This window comes from Brevundimonas sp. DW-iso22, assembly GCF_058725425.1.
Genome location: NZ_JBZXEB010000002.1, coordinates 643892 through 667573 on the forward strand (window position 1 = coordinate 643892; position 23682 = coordinate 667573).

At 65.5% G+C, this 23682-nt stretch carries 26 protein-coding genes; 17 read left to right on the plus strand and 9 right to left on the minus strand.

From position 1 onward, the window contains the following. Positions 1 to 104: 104 nt before the first annotated feature. Positions 105 to 527: a DoxX family protein gene (locus tag AC4PRM_RS03115; protein ID WP_487922765.1), complete on the plus strand. Its 423-nt coding sequence runs from the start codon at positions 105 to 107 to the stop codon at positions 525 to 527. Here AC4PRM_RS03115 and AC4PRM_RS03120 read toward each other — a convergent pair. Continuing rightward, the gene (locus AC4PRM_RS03120) at positions 524 to 691 is read right to left on the minus strand and encodes a DUF2256 domain-containing protein (protein ID WP_292174362.1); all 168 of its coding nucleotides are present in this window, start codon (positions 689 to 691) and stop codon (positions 524 to 526) included. The two genes, AC4PRM_RS03115 and AC4PRM_RS03120, sit on opposite strands and share 4 nt — an antisense overlap. Before the next feature lie 70 nt (positions 692 to 761). On the opposite strand from AC4PRM_RS03120, the gene AC4PRM_RS03125 reads away from it, so the two are divergent. From AC4PRM_RS03125 to AC4PRM_RS03170, 10 genes are all read left to right on the plus strand, one after another. Further along, positions 762 to 1247: a MerR family transcriptional regulator gene (locus tag AC4PRM_RS03125; RefSeq protein ID WP_373256108.1), complete on the plus strand. Its 486-nt coding sequence runs from the start codon at positions 762 to 764 to the stop codon at positions 1245 to 1247. 3 nt (positions 1248 to 1250) lie between these two features. Beyond that, positions 1251 to 3032: an acyl-CoA dehydrogenase C-terminal domain-containing protein gene (locus tag AC4PRM_RS03130; protein WP_492038749.1), complete on the plus strand. Its 1782-nt coding sequence runs from the start codon at positions 1251 to 1253 to the stop codon at positions 3030 to 3032. A gap of 243 nt (positions 3033 to 3275) precedes the next feature. Continuing rightward, positions 3276 to 4439, plus strand: a complete 1164-nt coding sequence (locus AC4PRM_RS03135) for an acyl-CoA dehydrogenase family protein (RefSeq protein ID WP_492038750.1) — start codon at positions 3276 to 3278, stop codon at positions 4437 to 4439. Between the two features lie 16 nt (positions 4440 to 4455). Beyond that, positions 4456 to 5175, plus strand: coding sequence for a 16S rRNA (uracil(1498)-N(3))-methyltransferase (locus AC4PRM_RS03140; RefSeq protein WP_492038751.1), 720 nt, complete (start codon positions 4456 to 4458; stop codon positions 5173 to 5175). A 71-nt stretch (positions 5176 to 5246) separates the two neighbouring features. Continuing rightward, positions 5247 to 6608, plus strand: coding sequence for a glutamate--cysteine ligase (locus tag AC4PRM_RS03145; protein ID WP_373256114.1), 1362 nt, complete (start codon positions 5247 to 5249; stop codon positions 6606 to 6608). Positions 6609 to 6679: 71 nt separating this feature from the next. Next, positions 6680 to 8260 carry an ATP-binding protein gene (locus tag AC4PRM_RS03150; protein ID WP_373256116.1) on the plus strand — a complete coding sequence of 527 codons (1581 nt, stop codon included), beginning with the start codon at positions 6680 to 6682 and terminating at the stop codon, positions 8258 to 8260. 72 nt (positions 8261 to 8332) lie between these two features. Further along, positions 8333 to 9082, plus strand: coding sequence for a DUF72 domain-containing protein (locus AC4PRM_RS03155; protein WP_492038752.1), 750 nt, complete (start codon positions 8333 to 8335; stop codon positions 9080 to 9082). 59 nt (positions 9083 to 9141) lie between these two features. Continuing rightward, complete coding sequence (locus AC4PRM_RS03160; RefSeq protein WP_492038753.1) at positions 9142 to 10206, plus strand: NAD(P)-dependent alcohol dehydrogenase; 1065 nt, start codon at positions 9142 to 9144, stop codon at positions 10204 to 10206. A gap of 114 nt (positions 10207 to 10320) precedes the next feature. Next, a complete protein-coding gene (gene phbB / locus AC4PRM_RS03165; RefSeq protein ID WP_373256121.1) occupies positions 10321 to 11046 on the plus strand; it encodes an acetoacetyl-CoA reductase in 726 nt (241 codons plus the stop codon). A 97-nt stretch (positions 11047 to 11143) separates the two neighbouring features. Next, on the plus strand, positions 11144 to 11905 hold the full coding sequence (locus AC4PRM_RS03170; RefSeq protein WP_373256122.1) for a DUF4908 domain-containing protein: 762 nt from the start codon (positions 11144 to 11146) through the stop codon (positions 11903 to 11905). Here the strand turns inward: AC4PRM_RS03170 and gloB are convergent. Continuing rightward, positions 11895 to 12623, minus strand: coding sequence for a hydroxyacylglutathione hydrolase (gene gloB, locus AC4PRM_RS03175; RefSeq protein ID WP_492038754.1), 729 nt, complete (start codon positions 12621 to 12623; stop codon positions 11895 to 11897). The genes AC4PRM_RS03170 and gloB overlap by 11 nt on opposite strands. A 44-nt stretch (positions 12624 to 12667) precedes the next feature. On the opposite strand from gloB, the gene AC4PRM_RS03180 reads away from it, so the two are divergent. The 5 genes from AC4PRM_RS03180 to AC4PRM_RS03200 all read left to right on the plus strand — a co-directional run bounded on the left by AC4PRM_RS03180 (position 12668) and on the right by AC4PRM_RS03200 (position 17340). Further along, positions 12668 to 13426, plus strand: a complete 759-nt coding sequence (locus tag AC4PRM_RS03180) for a class I SAM-dependent methyltransferase (protein WP_492038755.1) — start codon at positions 12668 to 12670, stop codon at positions 13424 to 13426. 10 nt (positions 13427 to 13436) lie between these two features. Beyond that, on the plus strand, positions 13437 to 13940 hold the full coding sequence (locus AC4PRM_RS03185) for a SixA phosphatase family protein (RefSeq protein ID WP_492038756.1): 504 nt from the start codon (positions 13437 to 13439) through the stop codon (positions 13938 to 13940). After that, positions 13937 to 14311, plus strand: coding sequence for a DUF952 domain-containing protein (locus tag AC4PRM_RS03190; protein ID WP_492038757.1), 375 nt, complete (start codon positions 13937 to 13939; stop codon positions 14309 to 14311). Before AC4PRM_RS03185 ends, AC4PRM_RS03190 begins: the two co-directional genes overlap by 4 nt. After that, positions 14308 to 15345 carry a quinone-dependent dihydroorotate dehydrogenase gene (locus AC4PRM_RS03195; RefSeq protein ID WP_492038758.1) on the plus strand — a complete coding sequence of 346 codons (1038 nt, stop codon included), beginning with the start codon at positions 14308 to 14310 and terminating at the stop codon, positions 15343 to 15345. The genes AC4PRM_RS03190 and AC4PRM_RS03195 overlap by 4 nt, the downstream gene beginning before the upstream one ends. A gap of 66 nt (positions 15346 to 15411) precedes the next feature. Beyond that, a complete protein-coding gene (locus tag AC4PRM_RS03200; RefSeq protein WP_492038759.1) occupies positions 15412 to 17340 on the plus strand; it encodes an ATP-binding protein in 1929 nt (642 codons plus the stop codon). Positions 17341 to 17346: 6 nt separating this feature from the next. On the opposite strand, the gene AC4PRM_RS03205 is transcribed toward AC4PRM_RS03200, so the two are convergent. Beyond that, on the minus strand, positions 17347 to 17832 hold the full coding sequence (locus AC4PRM_RS03205) for a peroxiredoxin (RefSeq protein ID WP_373256137.1): 486 nt from the start codon (positions 17830 to 17832) through the stop codon (positions 17347 to 17349). 138 nt (positions 17833 to 17970) lie between these two features. Between AC4PRM_RS03205 and AC4PRM_RS03210 the strand changes: the two genes are divergently transcribed. Beyond that, a complete protein-coding gene (locus AC4PRM_RS03210) occupies positions 17971 to 18540 on the plus strand; it encodes a YqgE/AlgH family protein (protein WP_373256138.1) in 570 nt (189 codons plus the stop codon). Here AC4PRM_RS03210 and AC4PRM_RS03215 read toward each other — a convergent pair. The 6 genes from AC4PRM_RS03215 to AC4PRM_RS03240 are packed head-to-tail and all read right to left on the minus strand — an operon-like array spanning position 18537 to position 23679. Further along, complete coding sequence (locus AC4PRM_RS03215) at positions 18537 to 18932, minus strand: hypothetical protein (protein WP_492038760.1); 396 nt, start codon at positions 18930 to 18932, stop codon at positions 18537 to 18539. The two genes, AC4PRM_RS03210 and AC4PRM_RS03215, sit on opposite strands and share 4 nt — an antisense overlap. After that, positions 18929 to 20596, minus strand: a complete 1668-nt coding sequence (locus AC4PRM_RS03220) for a putative bifunctional diguanylate cyclase/phosphodiesterase (RefSeq protein WP_492038761.1) — start codon at positions 20594 to 20596, stop codon at positions 18929 to 18931. Before AC4PRM_RS03220 ends, AC4PRM_RS03215 begins: the two co-directional genes overlap by 4 nt. A gap of 33 nt (positions 20597 to 20629) precedes the next feature. Beyond that, complete coding sequence (locus tag AC4PRM_RS03225) at positions 20630 to 21220, minus strand: GNAT family N-acetyltransferase (RefSeq protein ID WP_492038762.1); 591 nt, start codon at positions 21218 to 21220, stop codon at positions 20630 to 20632. Between the two features lie 24 nt (positions 21221 to 21244). Then, positions 21245 to 22456: a M16 family metallopeptidase gene (locus AC4PRM_RS03230; protein ID WP_492038763.1), complete on the minus strand. Its 1212-nt coding sequence runs from the start codon at positions 22454 to 22456 to the stop codon at positions 21245 to 21247. Between the two features lie 47 nt (positions 22457 to 22503). Next, complete coding sequence (locus AC4PRM_RS03235) at positions 22504 to 23211, minus strand: SURF1 family protein (RefSeq protein WP_492038764.1); 708 nt, start codon at positions 23209 to 23211, stop codon at positions 22504 to 22506. Then, a complete protein-coding gene (locus AC4PRM_RS03240) occupies positions 23212 to 23679 on the minus strand; it encodes a DUF983 domain-containing protein (RefSeq protein ID WP_492038765.1) in 468 nt (155 codons plus the stop codon). Between the last annotated feature and the right edge of the window lie 3 nt (positions 23680 to 23682).

A 23682-nucleotide genomic window follows, 5' to 3' on the forward strand; every position in this document is an offset into this window, starting at 1 on the left:
ATCGCACAAGCGCAGCTATAAGACCCTTGCGAACCGGTGGGCTCAATCCGATATCGCGACTGTTACCAATCAAGAAGCGAGCGCCCTCCCCGGCGTATAATCACATGACCTCTCAGGTTCTGACCCCCGCACGTTCGCGCCTGTTCGCGAGCTATCGCAACCTCACCCTGTGGACGCTGCAGGGCTGGCTGGCGATGTTCTTCGCCGCCGCCGGCTATGCCAAGCTGACCGAGCCGATGACCAATCTGGTCCAGCTGATGAGCTGGCCCGCCCTGATGCCCGCCAACATGGTGCGCGGCCTGGGTGTCGCCGAGATCGTGCTGGCCATCCTGCTGCTGGCCCCGGTCGTGTCCTGGAAGCACGGCCGTCCGCTGATGCTGACCGCCGCCGCAGGCCTGCTGGCGCTGGAAACCATCATGCTGGTTGTCCATGCCTTGGGTCTGGAAGCCGGACCGGCCATCACCAATGCCATCCTGATCGCCATGACCGTGCCGGTGCTGTGGTTCCGGGGCCGCGAGGTCCGCTAGGCCTTCGGCTTCGCCGCGCGGCATCGGTCCGAGCAGACCTTCACTTGGTCCCAGTCGCGCGCCCATTTGCGCCGCCAGCTAAACGGCAGGCCGCAGACCGCGCATACCTTGCTGGGCAGATCGCGCTTGGCGGTACCGGCATCGTTGACGTGTTTGCGGGCCATTGTCGCATCCCTACCATCCTGAGCGCGCCAAGGCTTCCCTTTACGTGCACGTCAAGTTATGACGTTGCCCATGGCGACCGCCGACGATCATCGCACCTACTCCATCCGCCAGTTGTGCCGAGAGTTCGGCGCGACGGCCAGGGCCCTGCGTTTCTACGAAGACAAGGGCCTGCTTACCCCTGCGCGCAAGGGCCAGACCCGCGTCTATGACGCCCGCGACCGCGCCCGGCTGAAGCTGATCCTGCGCGGACGCCGCATCGGCTTTTCCCTGGTCGAGATCCAGCAGATGCTCGATCTCTACGATCATGACGATCACAACACCCATCAGATGGCCGTGGCGCTGCGTCGCCACCGCGCCCAGATCGCCGCCCTGAAACAGCAGCGCGAAGACCTGGATGCCGCTATCGAGACCGCCGAGGAAGCCTGCGCTGTCATGGAGCGCAAGCTGGGCGAATACCGTCCCGACCTGCTGCCCGGTGCCGAAGAATATGCCAGCCTGCTTCAGGCCCGCATGAACCCCGACCACACCTTTCACCCCTTCAAAGCGAGAGCCTGACCCATGGCTTACAAGGCCCCCGTCCGCGACCTGACCTTCATCCTGAACGAGGTTCTGGAGATCGATCGCTACGCCAACCAGCCCGGCTTTGCCGACGTCTCGTCCGATCTGGTCGGTCAGATCCTGGAAGAAGGGGCCAAATTCGCCGAGGAAGTCATCGCCCCGATCAACCACTCGGGCGACAAGGAAGGCTGCCATTGGGACAATGGCGTGGTCACCGGTCCCAAGGGCTGGAAGGAGGCCTACAAGGCCATGGTCGAGGCTGGCTGGCCGGCGCTGGCCGCCGATCCGGCCTATGGCGGACAGGGCATGCCCGCCGTGGTGTCGATGGCCTTCGGTCAGTTCACCGCCGCCGCCTCCGCCGCCTTCTCCATGTATCCGGGCCTGACCGCCGGGGCCTATGCCGGCATCCATGCCAACGCCTCGGAAGAGCTAAAGACCAAATACCTGCCCAAAATGGCCACCGGCGAGTGGGGCGGCACGATGAACCTGACCGAGCCCCAGTGCGGCACGGATCTGGGCATGGTGCGGACCAAGGCGGTCCCGCAGGGTGATGGCACCTACAAGATCACCGGCCAGAAGATCTGGATCTCGGCCGGCGAGCACGACTTCACCGACAACATCATCCACACCGTCCTGGCCCGCGTCGAAGGTGCGCCCGCCGGGATCAAGGGCCTGTCGCTGTTCCTGGTGCCCAAGGTCATGGTCAACGACGACGGCAGCCTGGGTGAGCGCAACAGCCTGATGTGCGCGGGCCTGGAGCACAAGATGGGCATCCACGGCAACGCCACGGCCGTCATGCAATATGACGAGGCCACCGGCTGGCTGATCGGCGAGGAAGGCCGGGGCATGAACAACATGTTCGTGGTCATGAACGAGGCCCGCCTGGGCACCGGCCTGCAAGGCCTGGCCATCGGCGACGCCGCCTATCAGGCCGCCGTCGAGTTCGCCAAGGACCGCCTGCAAGGCCGCAGCCTGACTGGACCAAAGAACCCCGACGGCCCCGCCGACAGCATCATGGTCCACCCCGACGTGCGCCGCATGCTGATGGAGGCCAAGGCCTTCGTCGAAGGGGGCCAGGCCTTCATTCTGTGGACCGCACTCCAGGCCGACCTGCAACGCTCCGAAGACGCCGCCGAAGCGCAGAAGGCCAATGACTACATGGGCCTGATCACCCCGGTGCTGAAGGCCTATCTGACCGACAAGGGCTTCCACGTCGCCAGCCTGGCCATGCAGGTCCACGGCGGGTCCGGCTATACCGAGCATTTCCAGGCCTCGCAGTATCTGCGCGATGCGCGGATCACCATGATCTACGAAGGCACCAACGGCATTCAGGCGCTGGACCTGGTCGGCCGCAAACTGCCGTCGCAGGGCGGTCGTGCGATCATGAGCTGGTTCGCCGACATCGACGCCTTCGTGGCTGAAAATGGCGGCGAAGGCCCCGTCCAGCCGTTCGTCGAGGGTCTGGCCGATGCCAAGAAGAAGCTGCAGGAAGCGACCATGTGGCTGATGCAGAACGGCATGGCCAATCCCGACAATGCCGGCGCCGCTTCGACCGATTACCTGAACCTGTTCGGCATCACGGCCCTGGCCTACCTCTGGGCCCAGATGGCCAAGGCCGCCCAGGCCAAGATCGACGCCGGTTCCGACGATCCCTTCTATGCCAACAAGATCGCCACCGGCCGCTATTTCGTCGAACGCATCCTGCCCGACGCCCATGCCCATTTGACAAAGATGAAGACCGGCGCGGACGTGCTGATGGCGCTGCCGGCGGAGGCGTTCTGAGCGAATGACTGACGATTGTTGTCCGGTCTGTCTCTTGCCTGACGTACTAAGCTCAAGCGAACGTTATCAGGAGATATGTGCCTGTTGCGGGACGCAGACCGGATACGACGATGCAACCGTTAGTCATGCGGAATTGCGCCGGCGCTGGATCGCGGCGGGTGCACCTTGGTTGTCACAAACCGAGCGGCCGCCAAAAAACTGGAACGCAGAGCAACAACTCAATTCGAAGTCTCCGGAAACGCCATGAACATCCTCAACAGCCCCGACCCCGACTTCATGCAGGATGAGGAGATCACCCTCTTCTCCGACAGCGTAGGAAAATGGATCGACGAGCACGCACCGCCCGAGAAGTTCGCGCAGTGGATCGCCGACAGCTCCGTCCCGCGCCAGCTCTGGAACGACGCGGGCGACGCGGGCCTGCTGGGGATTTCCATGCCCGAGGAAGACGGCGGCATGGGCGGCGACTATCGCCACGAAGTCGTGCTGATGCGTCAGCTGGGCTGGAAGGGAGCCGACCACTTCGGCATCAGCCTGCACAATGCGATCGTGATGCCCTACATCTGGCACTACGGCACCGAGGAACAGAAGCAGCGCTGGCTGCCGAAGCTGGTCTCGGGCGAGCTGGTCGGGGCCATCGCCATGACCGAGCCGGGCGCAGGCTCGGACCTGCAGGGCATCAAGACCACTGCGGTCAAGATCGGCAACGGCTACGTCCTGAACGGCTCCAAGACCTTCATCACCAACGGCCAACTGGCCAATTTCATCATCGTGGTAGCCAAGACCGACCCCGCCGAAGGGGCCAAGGGCACCAGCCTGATCGTGGTCGAAACCGACGGTGCAGAAGGGTTCGAACGCGGCCGGAACCTGCACAAGATCGGTATGGAGGCCAACGATACCTCCGAGCTGTTCTTCAACGATGTGAAGATCCCGGCCGAGAACATCATCGGCGGCAACGAGGGCCAGGGCTTCGTCCAGTTGATGCAGCAACTGCCGCAGGAGCGGCTGAACATCGCCGTCCAGGGCGTCGCCGCCGCCGAGCGTGGCCTGACCGAGACCATCGCCTATGTGAAAGAGCGCAAGGCCTTCGGCAAACGCATCCTCGACTTCCAGAACACCCAGTTCAAACTGGCCGAGGTCAAGACCAAGCTGACCGTCGCCAAGGTCTTCACCGACCACTGCATCGGTCTGCACCTGAAGGGTCAGCTCGACGCCGCCACCGCCTCCATGGCCAAATACTGGGTCACCGACATCCAGGGCGAGACCATCGACGAGATGCTCCAGCTTCACGGCGGCTACGGCTATATGAACGAATACCCGATCGCCCAGCTGTACAAGGACGCCCGCGTCCAGCGCATCTATGGCGGCACCAACGAGATCATGAAGCTCTTGATCGCACGGACGCTCTGACGGCACAGAGCCGGTCATGATCCGCCTCCACGTCCCCCAGCCTGTGTCTGCCGGTGCCGCAGTCGCGCCGACGCTCGACCAGTCGCGCTACCTGACCCAGGTGATGCGGCTGAAGACAGGTGACGACCTGCTGGTCTTCAATGGGCAGGACGGCGAGTGGCGCTGCGTGGTCGCCGAGGTGCTCAAGAAGGGCGTCATCCTGAAGGCGCAGGAACTTGTGCGGCCCCAGACCTTCGGCCCCGACCTCGACCTGATCGTGGCCGTGGTCAAGAAGGCGCGGGTCGAAACCATTGTCGAGAAGGCCGCCGAACTGGGGGCGCGCCGCGTCCGGCTGACGCTTACCCAGCGCACCAATACCGACCGCATCCGCCTGGACCGTCTGGACGCCATCGCCGAAGAGGCCGCCGAACAGACGGGTCGTCTGGACGTGCCGGTCATCGACGACCCGGTGAAACTGTCGGACATTCTCGACGGCTGGGAGGACGGCCGCCGCCTGATGTTCTGCGACGAAACGGGCGGCGCGCCCGTGATGACGGCTCTCAAAGACACCGCGCCGGGTCCTTGGGCCATCTTGATTGGTCCTGAAGGTGGCTTCTCACCGGAAGAGCGAGACCGTCTCCGCGCCCTGCCCTTCACCACCGCCGTATCGCTGGGTCCGCGTATCCTGCGCGCCGACACCGCCGCCATCGCGGCTATGACCCTGTGGCAGGCGGCGGCAGGCGATTGGGAGAGATAGGGCAAACAGCATCCTCCCTCTTGAGGAAACCGCCGTTTCCCACCATCTAGCCGCGACAGCAGGGGTTACAGATGGCCGATCACGCGCCGCTTTCCAGAGATGATCTGATCGGGGCCATGTCGAAGGGCATCAAGCCCCGCGACCAGTGGCGTATCGGGGCCGAGCACGAGAAGTTCGGTTTTGACCGCACCACCCTGCGGCGCCCGACCTATGAGGGCGACAGCGGCATACTGGCCATGCTGACCGGCCTGCAGCGCTTCGGCTGGACCCCCGTCGAGGAGGCTGGCCACGTCATCGCCCTGGAGCGCAAGAATTCAGAGGGCATGACCGCCTCCATCAGCCTGGAGCCCGGCGGCCAGTTCGAACTGTCCGGTGCTCCACTGAAGGATGTGCACGAAATCTGCGATGAGACCGGCCGCCACCTGATGGAGGTCAAACAGGTCGCGGATCAGCTGAACCTGGGCTTTCTGGGCGCAGGCTTCGACCCGATGTGGCGGCGCGAGGACGTGCCCATCATGCCCAAGGGCCGCTATGGCATCATGCGCGCCTATATGCCCAAGAAGGGCACGCTGGGCCTGGACATGATGCTGCGCACCTGCACAATTCAGTCGAACCTGGACTTCGACAGCGAAGCCGACATGGTGGCCAAGTTCCGCACCTCCCTGGCGCTGCAGCCGATCGCCACCGCCCTGTTCGCCTGTTCGCCCTTCACCGAGGGCAAGCCGAACGGCTTCCTCAGCGCCCGCGCCAATGTCTGGACCGACACCGATCCAGACCGCACCGGCATGCTGGACTTCGTGTTTCAGGACGGGTTCGGCTTCGAGCGCTACGCCGACTATGCGCTGGACGTGCCGATGTATTTCGCCAAGCGCGGCGAGACCTATGTCGACCTGTCGGGACAGTCGTTCCGCAGCTTCATGACCGATGGCCTGCCCGCCCTGCCCGGCGAGCGCGCGACGCTGAAGGACTGGAACGACCACCTGACGACCCTTTTCCCGGAGGTCCGGCTGAAGGCCTATCTGGAGATGCGCGGGGCCGACGGCGGTCCGTGGAGTCGGATCTGCGCGCTGCAGGCGCTGTGGGCCGGCATCCTTTATGATGCGCCATCGCTGGCTGCCGCCTGGGATCTGGTCAAGGACTGGGACATCGCCGACCACGAACGCCTGCGCCGCGACGTTACCCGCCTGGGCCTCAAGGCCGAAGTCGCGGGCCGCAGTGTGCGCGACATCGCCGTCGACCTGGTCAATATCGCCAAACAGGGCCTCAAGAACCGCGCCCGCTTCAGCGGCGGCATGGTCGACGAGCGCGGCTATCTGTCCGAACTGGAAGACATCGCCGACAGCGGCATCACCCCGGCGGAACGCCTGCTGGAGCTGTATCACGGCGACTGGCAGGGCGACGTCGAGCGAATCTACCGTGATTTCGCCTACTGATCTGTCACCGCAAAGGTGACCTTAACCCCTCGCAGGTAGATGAGTGGTGTTCCCAGTAGGAAGCGTTGCCGATGACCTGTCTGACCCTCGCCACCTCGCCCGACGTCGTCGGTACCGGTGACGTTGCGCGGGTCGATCTGGACACCTTCTTTGACGTCTCGCTCGACCTGCTGGTCGTTCGCGATCTGGACGGTCTGGTGGTCAAGGCCAGCGCGTCCTGGTTCACCGTCCTGGGTTACCACCCGCATGAGATCGAGGGTCGGCGCCTGCTGGACCTGCTCAATCCCGAGGACGAGGCGGGCACCCTGGACAGCGTCGTCGAGGTGGAAAACCGCCGACCAGGCGACCCCGTCGTCGGTCACGTGAACCGCTATCGCCACAGGGACGGCCACGACGTCACCCTTGAATGGCGCGCCCACCGTTTTGGCGACCGCATCTATGGCGTGGCCCGCGATGTCACCGAGAAGGTCGCTGCCGAACGCGCCCTGATCGAGGCCAAGACCGCCGCCGAAACAGCCAACCGCGCCAAGTCCGACTTTCTGGCCAATATGAGCCACGAGATTCGCACCCCCCTCAACGGTGTCATCGGCATCGTCGACGCACTGTCCCGCACCGCCCTCAGCCCCGAACAGGCCGAGATGGTCTCGCTGATTTCGGCCTCCGGCGGCACACTGGAACGGCTGGTCTCCGACATCCTGGACGTCTCCAAGATCGAGGCCGGACAGCTGGACATCGAGGCCCGCGCCTTCGATCTGGACGAAGCCATCGCCGCACCCCTCGATCTGATGCGACTGCGCGCCGAAGATCGCGAGTTGGCCTTCATCGTCGAGCGCCCGGCCGATGCTCACGGCACCTTCATCGGCGACAGCACCCGTATCCGCCAGGTGCTGGGTAATCTGCTGTCCAATGCCGTCAAGTTTACCGCGACCGGCTCGGTCACCGTCCGCTTCGCCGTCTCGGATGACGAGGACGGCCACGCTCTGCTGCGTTTCGAAGTCGAGGATACCGGGGTGGGCTTCGGTCCGGATCACGCCCGACGCCTGTTCGACCGTTTCAGCCAGGCCGACAGCAGCATCACCCGGCGGTTCGGCGGCTCGGGTCTGGGACTGTCGATCTGCCTGGCCCTGGTGGAGCTGATGGGCGGGCACATCTCGGCGACCTCAACCCCCGGTGTCGGGAGCCGGTTCATAGTCGAGCTGCCGCTCGTGCGCCTGGAGACTGGCCTTGCCAGGGCCGAACCTCGCCAGCCCGAGGTCGCGGATGTCCCCCTGCCCGCCCTACGCGTCCTGCTGGCCGAGGACCATCCCACCAATCAGCGTGTGGTCCAGCTCATCCTGGGCACACACGGGGCGGAGGTAGTCACCGTGGACGACGGTGCGCAGGCCCTGGCGGCATTCCAGCGCGGCCTGTTCGACATCGTCCTGATGGACATGCAGATGCCGGTGATGGACGGCCTGACCGCCACGCGCGCGATCCGCGATCTCGAAGCCGGCAGCCCTGCCCGCCCGCGTACGCCCGTCGTCATGCTCAGCGCCAACGCCATGGCCGAACATCGGGATCAAGCCTTCGCCGCCGGTGCCGATCACCACGTCCCCAAACCCATCACCGCGGCCAGCCTGCTGGCCGGGATGCAGGCGGCGATCGCGGGCTGAGAAACCACACCGCTATCCGCTGGCGTGTGCCATCGACGATGCGTAATCTGTCTCCTGGACAAGAGGCGGGACATGAGCGGTCAGATTTACGCAGGCATCGGCGGCTGGACCTATGAGCCCTGGCGAGGCGTCTTCTATCCGTCCGATCTGGTCCAGAAACGCGAGCTGGAGTTCGCCAGCCGGGCGGTGACGAGCATCGAGATCAACGGCACCTACTATTCCACCTTCAAGCCCGACAGCTGGATGAAATGGCGAGACGAGACGCCCGAAGGGTTCGTCTTCTCGGTCAAGGCCAGCCGCTACTGCACCAATCGCAAGGTGCTGAGCGACGGCAAGGAGAGTTTCGACCGGTTTCTGGACCAGGGGCTGACGGCGCTGGGCGACAAGCTGGGGCCGATCAACTGGCAGTTCATGGCCACCAAAAAGTTCGATGCCGAGGACTTCGAGGGCTTCCTGAAACTATTGCCGACCGAGAAGGACGGCCTGCGTCTGCGCCACGCTTTGGAGGTCCGCAGCCCGACGTTCGACACGCAGCAGTTCTACGACTTAGCCGCAAAATACGGTGCAGCCATCGTCTATGCCGTCGATGACGAAGCGCCCGAATGGCCCCGGATCGACCAGCCGACAGCCGACTTCACCTATGCCCGGCTGATGTCCAGCCGCGAGGATGAGCCCACGGGCATGACCTCGGACGAACTGGATGCGGTGGCGAAACAAACGAAGGCCTGGGCGAAACGCGGTGATGTCTTCGCCTATTTCATCTCGGGCGCAAAGGTGCGCAACCCGGCGGCGGCGCAGGCGCTGATAAAGAAACTGGGCTGATGGCGTTGCGAAGCGGGTCCGCCAGCCTCACCTGAACCACAGATCACGGAGGTCCACCCATGCCCATCGCCACCCGCGCCTTTGCCGCTACCGCTTCAGACAAGCCGCTGGCTCCGTACAGTTTCGAGCGGCGCGATCCGGGTCCGGATGATGTGGCCATCGCGATCAAGTTCGCGGGCGTCTGCCACTCCGACCTGCACATCGTGAAGAACGACCTAGGCAATACCCGCTATCCCATCGTGCCGGGTCACGAGATCGCCGGCATCGTCACTGCGGTCGGGGCCAACGTCACCCGCTTCAAGAAAGGTGACCGGGTCGGCGTTGGCTGCATGGTCGATAGCTGCCGGCAGTGCGCACCCTGCAAGGAAGGCGAGGAGCAGTACTGCGTCCCCGGCATGACCCAGACCTATGGCTCGCCCGATCCCAAGGGCAGCGAGGTGGGCCAGACGATTACCCAAGGCGGCTATTCCGACGCCATCGTGGTGGATCAGAACTATGTGCTGAACATCCCCGACAGCATTCCGCTGGACGCCGCCGCACCGTTGCTGTGCGCGGGCATCACGACCTATTCACCCTTGAAGACCTGGAATGTCGGACCGGGCTCGAAGGTCGCCGTCGTCGGCCTGGGCGGTCTGGGCCATATGGCGGTCAAACAGGCGGCGGCCATGGGGGCCGAGGTCACCGTGCTGTCCACCTCCGACCGCAAGAAGGCCGATGCCGAGCGGATGGGGGCCAAGCATTTCCTGATCAACTCCGACAAGGATGCGATGAAGGCGGCGGCCGAGAAGTTCGACCTGATCATCAACACCGTTTCGGCCACGCACGAGATCGCGGGCCATCTGAACCTGCTGGCCAAGGACGGCACCATGGTCATGCTGGGCCTGTCGACGGATGGGATGCCGGTGTTCGCCATGCCCCTGTTGTGGCGTCGTCGGCGCGTGGCCGGGTCGCTGATCGGCGGCATCCGCGAGACGCAGGAGATGCTGGATTTCTGCGCCGCCAACAACATTGCCTGCGACATCGAACTGATCGCGCCCGACCGCATCAATGAGGCCTATGAGCGGATGGAGAAGTCCGACGTCCGCTATCGCTTCGTCCTGGATATCGAAAAACTGGCGGCCTGATCCCCATCGGCTTTTTGCCCCGCTGCGGTTGATGCCTGCGACGAGGCCGGTCTAGGGTTGTCCAACGGCAGGGGGCCCGCTTCAGAGGCCCCCGCCCGAGGACAGGAAATGCATATGGCACGAGTGGCTCTGGTCACGGGTGGAACCCGCGGCATCGGCAAGGCGATCGTTCAGCGATTGAAGGAAGACGGCATGTCCGTCGCCGCCGGCTATTCCGGCAATGCGGAAGCCGCCGAGGCCACAGCGCGCGAGCTCGGCGTCATGGTCGTCAAGGGTAATGTCGGCAGCTTCGACGACTGTGCCCGGGCCGTCGCTGACGTAGAGGCCGAACTGGGCCCCGTCGACGTCCTGATCAACAATGCCGGCATCACCCGCGACGGCTTCTTCCACAAGATGAGCCATGACCAGTGGTCCGACGTGATCCGCGTCAACATGGACAGCGTCTTCAATATGACGCGCCAGGTGATCACCGGCATGCGCGACAGGGGCTTTGGCCGGATCGTCAACATCTCCTCGATCAACGGCCAGAAGGGTCAGATCGGCCAGACCAACTATTCCGCCGCCAAGGCCGGAATGATCGGTTTCACCAAGGCCCTTGCCCTGGAGAACGCGCGCAAGGGCGTCACCGTCAACTGTATCGCGCCCGGCTACATCGACACCGAAATGGTGGGGGCCATGGATGAAAAGGTCCTGGCTGGCATCATCGCCCAGATCCCTGTCGGAAGGCTCGGAAAAGGCGAAGAAATCGCCGATATGGTGTCCTGGCTGTCCGGCGAGCGTGCTGGATATGTCACAGGCTGCACCTTGTCGCTGAACGGCGGTCAGTATCTGGTCGGCTGACCCCGTACCTGCCCAAAATCCGCCGCGGGGGGGTTTCACCAATCGCGTCATGAACTCGGCGAGTGTCAGAAGGGCGCGAAGGCCGCTTCCGACCACGATGGCGCTCGCCATCGTGGCGGGGGCCCTGTCCCTGCTGGCCATAGTCGAGCCCGCGTCTGCCCAGACCCGCAGCAATGCCCAGGCCGAACAGAGCGCCCGCCTGCGCAATCAGGGCGCGCCTTCTCCGACGCTTCCCCCCAGCGGCCGCTATGTGTCGGAGTCCGGCGAAGGCTTCATGATCGACCGGTCGGGATCGCGCCCCCTGCTGCGGTTTGACCGGCGCGAGGAGACCTGGGTTCTGCGCCCCATGGCGGCTCCGAGAGGCGACGTCATCTATCGCAACGACGCGGGTGAGCAGGTCCTGCGCGTGACTCAGGGGGGAGCCATCACCGTCTTTACTCCCCGATCGCCCGGCGGCTCGCCTGCCTCCTATACCGGCGCGGGACAGAGCCTGGCTCCACCGTCGCTGGGTCCCGTGCGACTGTTCGATCTGATGGCACGTCGCAGCGTCATGCTCAGCCAGGCCCTGGGTCGGCTGGTCGAGATCAATCTCGACGGCGACGAATCGGAGGCGCTATGCGTCGAAGCTCTGATCGTGACCACCGACGCCGTGGCCCGCATCGCCCGCTCGCCCAGTGCGCGGTCCAGACTGAATGACCTGCGCAGCATCACCATCAACGAGGGCGTACGCTCCAATGTGAGCTATAGCCGGGGCCGCCTGGTCGTCACCGTCGACCCCCGCCAGGGTCAGGCAGGCCGCCCGTCCTCGTCGCGGGTCATCCGCGCCCTGCTGCCTGAACCCCGCGTCGCTAGCCGCTGAAGCTGTCCTTGGCTGCCCTGAGTGCGGCAAACTCGGCAGCACTTGTCACTCTCAGGAATGGATTGAAGGCTTTCTCGCTGGCCAGCGTCGTCGGCACAGTGGGCTGACCCGCCTTCCGCGCCGCAAAGAGGCTGGCCGCGTGATCGGACATCTGAGTCCGCTTATCCACACTCATCGCAAACCGAGCATTGGCCGCTGTATATTCGTGCGCCGACCATATCACCGTCTCGTCCGGCCAGGCCGCCAGGACCTGCAAACTGGCCCACATCTGCTCGGGCGTGCCTTCGAACAACCGCCCGCAGCCCAGCGGAAACAGCACGTCACCGACGAACGCCTGTCCCTCATCCGCGGCACGATAGACGATGTGGCCCAGGGTGTGGCCCGGCGCATCCGATACCTCCAGAACCACTTCGCCCAGCATGACCGTGTCGCCGCCCCTGATCACGCGATCCAGCGGTGCCACCTTGCGCACCTCCTCCGGTCCCACGATCTCGCAGCCCGTCTCGGACTTCAGTCGCGCGTTTCCTTGCGTGTGATCGGGATGCCAGTGAGTGTTCAGGATCATATCCAGCCGCCCCCAGCCCGAGGCCTCCAGATCGGCCAGAATGGCCTCCGCATCAGGTGTGTCGATCGTGGCTACAACTCCGGTCTGCGAGTCTCGTACCAGCAGGCCATAGTTGTCGGTCAGGCAAGGAAACAGGCGAACATCCAGGGTCATGCCTCATCCTAGCAGCGCCATCCGGTCCAGCCTATGGTGTGGTCATGCGGCGCAGTATCGAAGAACTCCGAACCTTCTACGGCGAGCCAGCCGGGGCGCTTGTCCGTCGCCTGTTGGCGCGTCGGCTCGACGACGCCTGGGGCGAGGCGGTCAACAGCGATGTATTGGGTATAGGCTATGCCACACCCTGGCTGGATGCCTTCGTTGGCGCACGCCGACTGGTCGCGGCCATGCCGGGGGGGCAAGGTGTCGAACATTGGCCTTCGGTCGGAAAGAACCGCACCGTCCTGATCGACGACCGCGCCCTGCCCTTCGCGGCGGGATCGTTCGACCGCATTCTGATGGTCCATGCCCTTGAAGAGGCCGACGATGCGCAGGCGCTGATGGCAGAGGCCGTACGCGCGCTCGCCCCAGCCGGGCGTGTCATTCTGGTGACCGCTGCGCGGGGCGGTATGTGGGCTCGGGCGGAGAGCACACCCTTTGGTCACGGTCGCCCTTTCACGCGTCGGCAACTGGAGGGCCTGGTGCGTGGAGCCGGACTGGAGCCCACCGCCTGGTCACAGACCCTTTATGTCCCGCCCTGGGGGCCGCTCTTGCCGCTGGCCGATGGGCTGGAGCAGATCGGTCGCCACGTCATGCCGAATGCCGCTGGCGTGATCCTGCTGGAGGCTACACGACAAGCCTATGCACGCGCGCGGCCAGGCGGGGCCGTGGCCACCGTGCCGATCCAGACACCGTCGCTTCAACCTCAACCCGCCTCGCGGTCACGGCGCGATCTGGCGGTACCGCCCGAACGCCCGTAAAGGGCTGTCCATGCAAAGACTGATCCTGATGCGCCATGCCGAGGCCCAGCGCGCCGCCGCCTCGGGCGACGACCGCGACCGCGCCCTTTCCGCACGGGGCCAGACGGACGCCGTGGCCATGGGCCGAGAGTTGGCGGCCAGAGGCCTGCGGCCTGACCTAGCGCTGGTCTCGTCAGCGGTCCGCACCTGCCAGACCTGGGAGCTGGCGCACAACGCATTCGGCGACGTCGATGTGCGCGAACAGGAGGCTCTATACAACGCCGGTGCGAACACCCTGCGCCAGGCCGTCGAGGCAGCCGAAGACGAGGCCGGCTGCCTGCTGCTGCTGGCGCACAATCCCGGCGTGCACCAGCTGGCAGTCGAGTATCTGATCGAAAGCGCGGCCTCTCCCGCCATTCTTGACCGGATGAGCGGAGGCTTTCCGCCCGGTGCCGCCGCCATCTTTACCGTGGATGTGGCCGGGCGCTGCACGTTCGAGGGCTTCATCCAGCCCCGCGATCTGGGCGGCTTATGACCCCGATCGCCTACAAGCTGGTCGATGGCCGGGAATGGCAGGCGGCCCGTGCCGAAGGGGTCTACTGCGGCTCTGTCCTGGATCGCGCCGACGGCTTCATTCACCTGTCTACGGCAGAGCAACTGCCAGGCACCGCAACCAGACACTATGCGGGGCGCAGTGACCTGCGGCTGGTCGCGGTCGATCTTGCCGCCCTTGGTGACAGCGTCCGCTGGGAGCCGTCGCGTGGCGGCGATCTGTTCCCGCACATCTATGGTGACCTGCCCCTGACGGCCGCTGGGCCCGTGCGCGGACTGGCGGTCGACGATAAGGGCCAGCCTCGATTCGCTGATGGCTCGACCGACTGGCCCAGTGGGGAAACTGCGCGATGAGCCTGTCCGACATGGGGGCCGCCGCCCTTCGCCTGATTGATCCTGAAACCGCCCATGGCCTGGCCATCCGGGCGCTGAAGACACTGCCCTTACTTGCTCCTGGTGCGGACGATCCCGTTCTGCGTACTCGGCTGGCCGGCCTCAACCTGTCCAATCCGGTCGGGCTGGCGGCTGGCCTCGACAAGAATGGCGAGGCCTTGCGGGGCCTGTCGCGTCTGGGTTTCGGCTTCGTGGAATGCGGTTCCGTAACGCCGCGGGCCCAACCCGGAAACCCCCGGCCACGCCTGTTCCGCCTGACCGAGGATCAGGCCATCATCAACCGCATGGGCTTCAACAATGCCGGGCTGGAGGTGTTCGCCAAGCACCTGAAGACCCGGCCGGCCGGCACCGTCGTCGGGGCCAATCTGGGGGCCAACAAGGATACCGAGGACAAGGCGGCGGACTATGTCGCCGGCCTGAAACGGCTCAGGGGCCTGGCCGACTATGTCACCGTCAATGTCTCCTCACCCAATACGCCGGGCCTGCGCGCGCTCCAGGGCCGCGCCGCCCTGGACGATCTGCTGGGACGTCTGGCCGAGGCGCGGAGTGGCGACCGCACGCCGGTCTTCCTGAAGATCGCACCCGACCTGACATCGGACGAGATCGCCCTGATCGTCGAGGCGTCGCTCGACCACGGGATCGACGCCCTGATCGTGTCCAACACCACGCTTGATCGCCCCGACACCCTGCGGTCACGCGACCGAGAGGAGGCGGGCGGTCTATCGGGTCGCCCCTTGCAGGTCCGCGCCCGTGCGGCTGTGACCGCCGCCGCCGCAGCGTCGACGGGTCGACTGCCCCTCATCGCCGTCGGGGGCATCGATTCAGGGGCAGAGGCCTATGCTCGTATCCGGGCCGGGGCCTGCGCGGTTCAGCTGTATTCCGCGCTGATTTACGGTGGTCCTGGATTGGTCGGGCGCATCAAGCGCGATCTGACCGAACGGCTCCGAGCCGATGGCTTCACATGCGTCAACGAGGCCGTGGGAACCGCCCGTTGACGGAGCGTTAGGGCAGGTCTGCCATTGTTCGGGTGATGGGCGACATTGCCTGAACCGGGACTTCGAATGGCGCTCGCCACGGCCAAAAAATCCTCTGCGCCGACCCACGGATGGACCGCCGCGATCCGCCAGCGCCGCAAGGCGTTGACGCAGCGGCTCAGCATCGCTGCCGTCACCGCCATGGTGTTCAGCCCTATCCTTGGTGGCACCTTCAGTCTTGCCTGGCTGCTGGGCTACTTTGCGATCCAGGGCCTGGACCTCTGGACCTTTCGTCCCGTCCTGAAGGAAGAAGCTCCTCACCTCGCCGGTGCGCGCCGCGCCCTCGGCTGGCTGACCCTGACGATCAATTCTAGCTACTACGGCAGCCTGACAATCCCCTTATGGCTGGTCGGCGGCCCCATGGGCGGTATCTGTGCGGTCATCATGCTGACCGGAGCGGCGACATATTCGATCATCAATTCCCCGCGCTCTATCGCTGTCCTGACACTGACGATGGTTCCCCAATCGATCTATATGATCCTGACGCCGGTGTTCATGTACGTCTACGGGGCATCATCAGCCCTGGTTGCAGCCGCCGCCATCTCTGTCGCGGTCTTCATGGGCTTCGCCTTTTCCGTCTGGACCCGGTTGAACGCCGCCCAGACTTCCGAGAGCCGTGCACGCATCGAGGCCGAGGAAAAACGGCTTCAGGCCGAACGCATCATGGAAGGCCGCAGCGCCTTCCTGGCCGCCATCGGCCATGACCTGCGCACGCCCATCAGCGCGATCCTGACCGGCGCATCGCAACTGGAACAAGGCGCGCCGGATGGCACGGCACGCGGCCAGGCGCGGCTGATCAGCGATGCCGGCTACATGATGAAGGCGCTGCTGGACGATTTGCTGGACCACGCCAAGCTGGATGCGGGCCACATGACCGTGGAGGCGGTCGACTTCAACCTGCGTGACCTTCTGACCCAAACCGTCCGTCTGTGGGACGGGCCCGTTCGCGCCGAGGGCCTGCGGTTGAGGGTCGAAGGTGCAGCGACAGTTCCGGCCATGGTGCGCGGCGACCCGATGCGCCTGCGCCAGATCCTGAACAACCTCGTCTCCAACGCGATGAAGTTCACCCAGACCGGCGCGATCACGCTTCGTCTCAATGCCTGGGCCGAGGAGCCCAGCGGCCATGCGATCCTGATCGAGATTGCCGACACTGGACCAGGCATGACGGTGGACCAGCTATCGCGCCTGTTCACCCCTTTCGATCAGACCATCGACGGCATCAGTGCGACGCACGGCGGCACCGGGCTCGGCCTGGCTATCAGCCGTCAACTGGCCGATCTGATGGGCGGCCGACTGACGGCACGCAGTCGGCCCGGCCAGGGCGCAGCCTTCACGCTCGCCTTGCATCTGGAGGCGGCCGAAACCGCGCAGGCCATTTCAGCCGTACTGGATCAGGCCAGCCGCGACGTCATCGCCCAGGGACTGGCTGACAGGACCCAGCCGGCATTCTCGGCACCGGCGACCGCCTCATGCGCTCCCGAGCCGGTGCCTGCCGCGCCTGAAACTGAAACTACCTCGTCCGAACCCTCTCCTGTCGAAGAGGAAGAGGGCCGCCCTATGCGGGTGCTGGTCGTGGACGACCACGACATCAACCGCCGTGCTATCCAGCTGATCCTGCAACCGCTGGGCTGCGATATCGATACGGCTGCCGACGGCATGGCTGCACTGAACATCTGCCGGACCAGCCCCTTCGACCTCATCTTCATGGATGTGAGGATGCCGGAACTCGACGGGCGCGAGACCACGCGACGCATCCGGGCGGGCAACGGCCCCAATGCCCGTACTCCGATCATCGCGGTCACCGCCGACACCTCGCCGCGCGACATTCAGGACTGCACTGACGCCGGCATGACCTATTTCGTGCCCAAGCCGATCACGCCGCCCATGCTGATCGGGGCCATCACCCATGTGATGACGATGGAGCAGGCGACGCTGGAAACCAGCGCCGCCGCCTGATCAGGACTAGAGCTGGCCCAGCAGGTGCTCGGCCGACGACACCTTGAACTCGCCGCCCTGCTCGACATTCAACTGCTCGACGACGCCGTCCTTGACGATCATCGAATAGCGTTGCGACCGCTCGCCCATGCCAAAGCCCTTGGCGTCCATGGACAGGCCGATCTGGCGGGTGAAGTCGCCATTGCCATCGCCCAGCATAAGGATGTCATCCTTGCCGATGCCCTGGCTGTCGGCCCAGGCGCCCATGACGAAACCGTCGTTGACCGACAGGCAGGCGATGGTGTCCACGCCCTTCGCCGACAGGTCGCCGCGATGGTCCTTGAAGCCCGGCAGGTGACGCGCCGAGCACGTCGGGGTGAAGGCCCCTGGCACCGCAAACAGGGCGACCGTCTTGCCGCCGAACAGCTCGTCGGTCGAAATCGGCTTGGGGCCGTCGTCCGTGGCACGGGTCAGGGTCGCCGAGGGGATGCGATCGCCGATCTGGATGGTCATGGGCAGGCTCCGATGTAGGGGTGAGAGAGGTCTCAACGCCCAGATAGGCCCGCAGGGTCCACACGCCAAGCGGCCACGCTTGCGAATGCTGCGGCGGCACACCTTGCGCCTTCGCGCCGTGCCCCCGATGATAAGCAGATGGACGATTTCCAATCCCTTGTCGGACGGCTGCTGGTGGCCATGCCCGGCATAAGCGACCCGCGGTTCGAGCACGCCGTCATCCTGGTCTGTGCGCACGAGCCCGACCATGCCATGGGCCTGCGGCTGGATCGTCCCGCGCCGGGGATCGACCTGAAGGAAGTGCTGACCAAGCTGAAGACTGACGCGCCCGACGCCAGCGCCCAACGCGCCGTCCTGATTGGTGGCCCCGTCGAGCGCGAGCGCGGCTTCGTGCTGCATACGGACGACTGGCTGATCGACGACGCCTCGCTGGCGTTCGGCCAGGGTCTGGCCATGACCGGCACGCGAGAGGCCCTGATCGCCATGACCGACCCGATCACAGGTCCGCGCCGGTCTGTTCTTCTGCTGGGCTATGCCGGCTGGGGCGAGGGTCAACTGGACGATGAACTGGGCGAGAATGTCTGGATCACGACCGAGGCCGACGCTGATCTCATCTTCGACACCGACTACGACGCCAAATGGTCCAAGGCTTTAGGCACTCTCGGCATCGACCCGGCTCGACTGTCAGGACAGAGCGGGCGGGCCTAGGTCAGTCGGCGACATTCCGCGAGAAGCCAAAGTTCGCGTTCGTCCAGCCGGGCTTCCCATTCTTCTGCCAGTTCCAGAACTTCCGCTCTCTGTGACCGTCGGCCCTTGTACACCACGGCAGCGACCCTTCCGTTCTCGCGTCCGCGAACAGTACCGCACCACAGTCGCTGCCTGCGGGGGACGGTGCCATCGCTCTCACGGAACGAACCTGTATTTTCGAGATCGATCGTATGCCGTGACAGGGTCGGATCGCTTTCGATCAGCGCCGTCCTGACAGAGCCCGGCTGCCTCTGACTACTCGCGTATGAAACACCAACCGCAATCAGAATAGTGAGTGCGGCATAGACCCAGTGAATGTTTCTGTGTGGCAGCGGCGGCAGAACCGGCTTCAAGCCGACCGCGCCTTGATCGGCGCTGAGCCATCAGCCAGCGATTCGTTCAGATAGACCTCGGCTTCCTGAGCCGGCAGCGCCGGTGCGTAACCGAAGCCCTGACCGTAGTGGCATTGCGCGTCCAGCAGCAGAGCGGCCAGGCCGGCGTTCTCAACCCCCTCGGCCACGACTTCCAGCGACAGGTCGCGGCCCAGGTTGACGACCGACTTGACGATCTTGGCCGAGCCCTCGTCCTTGTCCATCGTCAGAACGAAATAGCGGTCGATCTTCAGCGTATCGAACGGCAGCTTCGCCAACCATGTCAGGGACGAGAACCCGGTCCCGAAATCGTCCAGCGCCAGCGATGCACCGGCATCCTTCAGCTGCTGCAACACCTCGGCGGCGCGGCTGGTGTCGCGCATGATGTCGCCTTCGGTAACCTCCAGCTTCAGCGCGCCGGCCGGCAGCTTGGCCTCGGCGATGATGCGCGTCACATCCTCGACCAGACGCGGCCGCTCGATCTCTCCGACCGACAGGTTGACGCTGCAGAACAGCTTGCCCGCCGACGGATGCCGCGCCAGCCATTCGGCCAGTTGCCGCGACGCCTGTGTCATCATCAGCAGGCCTAGGTCGTTCATCAGCCCCATTTCGGCCGCCAGCCCCAGGAAGGCGTCCGGCGGCACCAGGCCGCGCGTCGGATGCCGCCACCGGCACAGGGCCTCGAAGCCCGCCACGGCCCCGGTCTGAAGGTTCACGACAGGCTGATAAAAGGGCTCGATCTCGCCGCGCAAGAAGGCGTTACGCAGGTCGGATTCCAGCGCGAGGCGCGACAGGCTGTCGGTCTCCAACGCCCGGCCATAGGCGGCAATACCGCCGCGCCCCACGCTCTTGGCCTGTTCGACCGCCAGTTCGACCCGGCGCAGCAGTTCGGACGGATCCGCCGCATCGGGCCCGCCCTCGGCCGCCGCTGCCCCGATCGACACGGTCGGATAGATGTCGAAGCCTGCGATGCGCAGCGGCTGCTCCAGCGCCTCGCGCATCCGCTCCGAGGCACTGCCGTTGCCGCGCGGCACGACGACGGCGAACTCGTCCTCGCCGATGCGGGCACAGTGGGCATTCTGGACGAAGGCGGCGGCCAGGCGTGAGCCCAGAGCCGCCAGCACCATGTCGGCACGGTCATGGCCCAGCGCCTCGTTCAGCCGGCGAAGGCGATCCACATCCGCCACCACGATCTCGTACTCGCCGTTCTGCGTCAGGGTTTCGCCCAGCCGCGCGATGAACGCCCTGCGGTCCAGCAAGCCGGTCAGGACATCCCGCTCCGACGCAGCGAACTTCGTTTCCAGCGCCACGACGCCCGCCGCCCGCAGGCCATCCTCCAGCCAGACGCCGCGCCAGATACAGGTCTGGGCATCGCGCATGCGCAGGCGTACGGCGACTTCGGTGCCTTCCTCCTGCGGCTTCAGTATCCGCTCGGCCAGGGTCCGGTCCTGAGGCATGGCCACCGCACAGAAGGCCGCGCCGGTGCAATCCGGCGCCAGCGGCCCCAGACCCAGCGCCCGCGTCGCCCCGGTGAAGCGCATCTGGTCATCGGAGGGCGTCCAGATCCACAGCGCCGTATCGGCGGCGGCCAGCGCCTCGATCGCCGTCGTCGCATCCCAGGCCAGACTTCTGGAACGAGTGTTCAACGCAAAATCCGGTCCTGACTGGGCAGCCGGGAATCAGCCGCCGCGTTTGGTGCCGTCATTCACGACGCCGAACAGGAGATGATCTGCCCAATCGCCGTTAATTTTCAAATAAGCCTTCGCACGTCCTTCGAGTGCAAACCCCGCCTTTTCCAGCGCACGGCGCGAGGCGTGGTTATGCGGGACACAGGCCGCCTCGACCCGATGCAGCCGCAAACCGTCGAAGGCATAGTCGATGGCGGCTCGTACCGCGGCGGTGCCGAAGCCCCGCCCCGCATGCCGCTGGCCGATCCAGTAACCCAGCGTCGCCATCTCGGCCACACCGCGGCGGACATTGGACAGGGTAATCGCCCCCAGCAACTGGCGATCCCGCTCCGCGAAGACGAAGAACGGCCAGGCGTTCCCGGCCTCCATCTCGCGCTGATAGACCGACATCCGCCGCCGATAGGCCCCGCGCGTCAGGTCGTCATCGGGCCACAAGGGCTCCCACGGCTGGAGATAGGCCTGGGATGCGTGACGCAGTTCGGCCCAGGCCTCATAGTCCGAGCCCCTCGGCATGCGCAGGATGACTCCCTGCCCCTTGACCACAGGCCCGCTCGCTTCGGTGATCCAGTCCAGCAGGGCCATGAGAAAAGACTAACCTGCGAACGATCAGGCGAAAAGGGCGTCCCGGAATGCCCGGCCCGCTGGAGCCGCCGCCTTCGGCCCCAGCACGGCCGTCGCGGCCAGGCCGGCACTCAGTGTTGTGGCTGCCGCCATCCGCACGTCCTCGACGGTTTGGGCCAGGGTCCGGTCGGCCATGGTCTGGGACGCAATGGGCTGGCCGAAGATCAGAACCTGGGCCGCCAGCCGTCCCGCGCGCGATGCCGGGCTTTCGTCCGACATCCACAGGCCTGCATTCAGCACGGCCTTGGCCCGCGACAGCTCGACGGCCGTCGGCCCCTCTGTTGCCAGCATCTTCAACTCGGCGGCACACACCTGGGCCAGTTCGACGGCGCGGTCGGCGGAAGCTCCGGAATAGATCCCCAGAATGCCCGCGTCCTCATACGGCTCATGATAGGCATCGATGGCATAGGCCAGGCCGCGTTGCTCGCGCGCGCTCTGGAACAGGCGAGACGCCATGCCGCCGCCGAGAATTTCGGTCATCAGGCGTGCGGCCGTATAGGTCGCATCCCGCGCCGAGGGGGCGGGCAGCTGAAACACGATATTGGCCTGCTCGATCCGCCGGGTCAGGGCCGCGTCGCCGCCGATGAACCGCGGCGCATCCGGAATCTGGGCAGGCGTCGCCGCCTGGTCACCGAACCAGCGCTCGGCCAAGGCCAGCAGTTCGGTCTCGTCCACCGCCCCCGACACCACCACCACCATGCGGTCGGGCGAATACAGTTGGGCTCGCCAGTGGCCGATGCTGTCGCGATCCAGCGGCTTCAGGCTTTCGACCGACCCCAGAATCGGCCGGCCCAGCGGCTGACCGGCCCAGGCCCGCGTCTGGGCCATTTCGAACACATGGTCGTCGGGCGTGTCGAAGGCCTCTGCGATCTCCTGGGCGACCACATCCTTTTCGCGTTCGATCTCGGCGGGATCCAGCGTCGGGCGGAACACCAGGTCGGACAGGACCTGCATGGCCAGAGGCAGAGACCCGTCCAGCGCCCGGATGTCGAAACTGGTCCGCTCATAGCCGGTCGAGGCGTTGATGGAGCCACCTTCGGCCTCGACCCGCTCGACGATGTCGCGCGCACCCATGTCGCCCGCGCCCTTGAACACCAGATGCTCCAGGCAATGCGACCACCCCGAACGCCCCTCGTCCTCCCACCGCGCCCCGCCGCGCACGGCCACGGTCAGGGCCAGGGTGCGCAGGCCCGGCATGGGGTCGCAGACGACGCGGACGCCATTGGACAGGGTGTGAAGGGTGGTCAGGTGGAACTCTCTTCGATGTCTTTGGCAGGGGTGCCAGTACGCAGTCTGCGCCTCAGCAGCACGATGTAGAAAGCGATCACCGCCAGCGCCAGGCCGAACCAGGTCAGGGCATAGCCCAGGTGGTTGTTCGAAAAGGCGGCTGGGGGAGCAGAAGGCTCGATGGCCTGCCATTGCGGCCAGGCCGAGCCGGTAGCGAACAGGACATAGGGCCGTACCGCCCCCTGCACGCCCAGGGCGCGGCTCATGGCGGCGGTGTCTCGGGCGTAGAAGCGGTTGCCTTCGGGCGGCGGAGCGAAGCCATTGGGGGCCTCTACCCGGCGCGCCTCCGCGACGATGGCAGGGATGGCGGCGGGCTGACGGACAGGACGCGCACTGACCGTGTCGGCCACGAAGCCCAGATCGACCAGCCAACCCTCGCAGGCAGAGATCAGACGCACCCCGGCCTGGCCGTCATGAATGGACTGAAGCTCGACGAAGGGCTGGTTCTGAAAGTCGCACGTCAGGACAGCCTTGCGGAACTCAGGGTCCGGCAGTCGGGACAGCGCTCCCAAAGACACGGGCGGCAATGTCGTCGCCGCCTCCGACCGCGCGATCAGTCGCTGTTTCCACTGCAACCGCTGAACCTGCCAACTGCCCAGGCTGATCAGCAGGCCGAAGGCCACGACGCAGACGATCGTCAACCCGAAGGGGAAGCGTCGCCGCATCTATTCCTCCCCCGTCGGGGGAGGGGGACCGCCCGAAGGGTGGTGGAGGGGGCTGACCGCAGATGTCAGAGCTTGAGGCTTGCCTCCTCCACCGCTTCGCGGTCCCCCTCCCCCGTTGGGAGAGGAATGGTTCATCTGCAGGGCCACCATCAACCCCTTGCCCGGCCGCATCAGACCCAGGGACAGTCCCGCCACCAGCGGCAGGGAGACGATCAGCATGGCCCAGATCGGCGGATCATAGGCGATCTGAACGAACAGGGCCCCGAACACCACGATCCCGCCTGCGATCTGCATGATGAAGATGGCCGCGCCGTCACCGGTATTCAGACGGGTGAAGTCGAACCCGCAGACCGAGCACCTGTCGACGACCTTCAGGAACCCTGCGAACAGCGGCCCCTTGGTGCAGTGAGGGCAGCGGCAAAGCAGTCCGGCCCGGATCGCATCGATCCGGGCCGGCGCTGGCGTCACAGA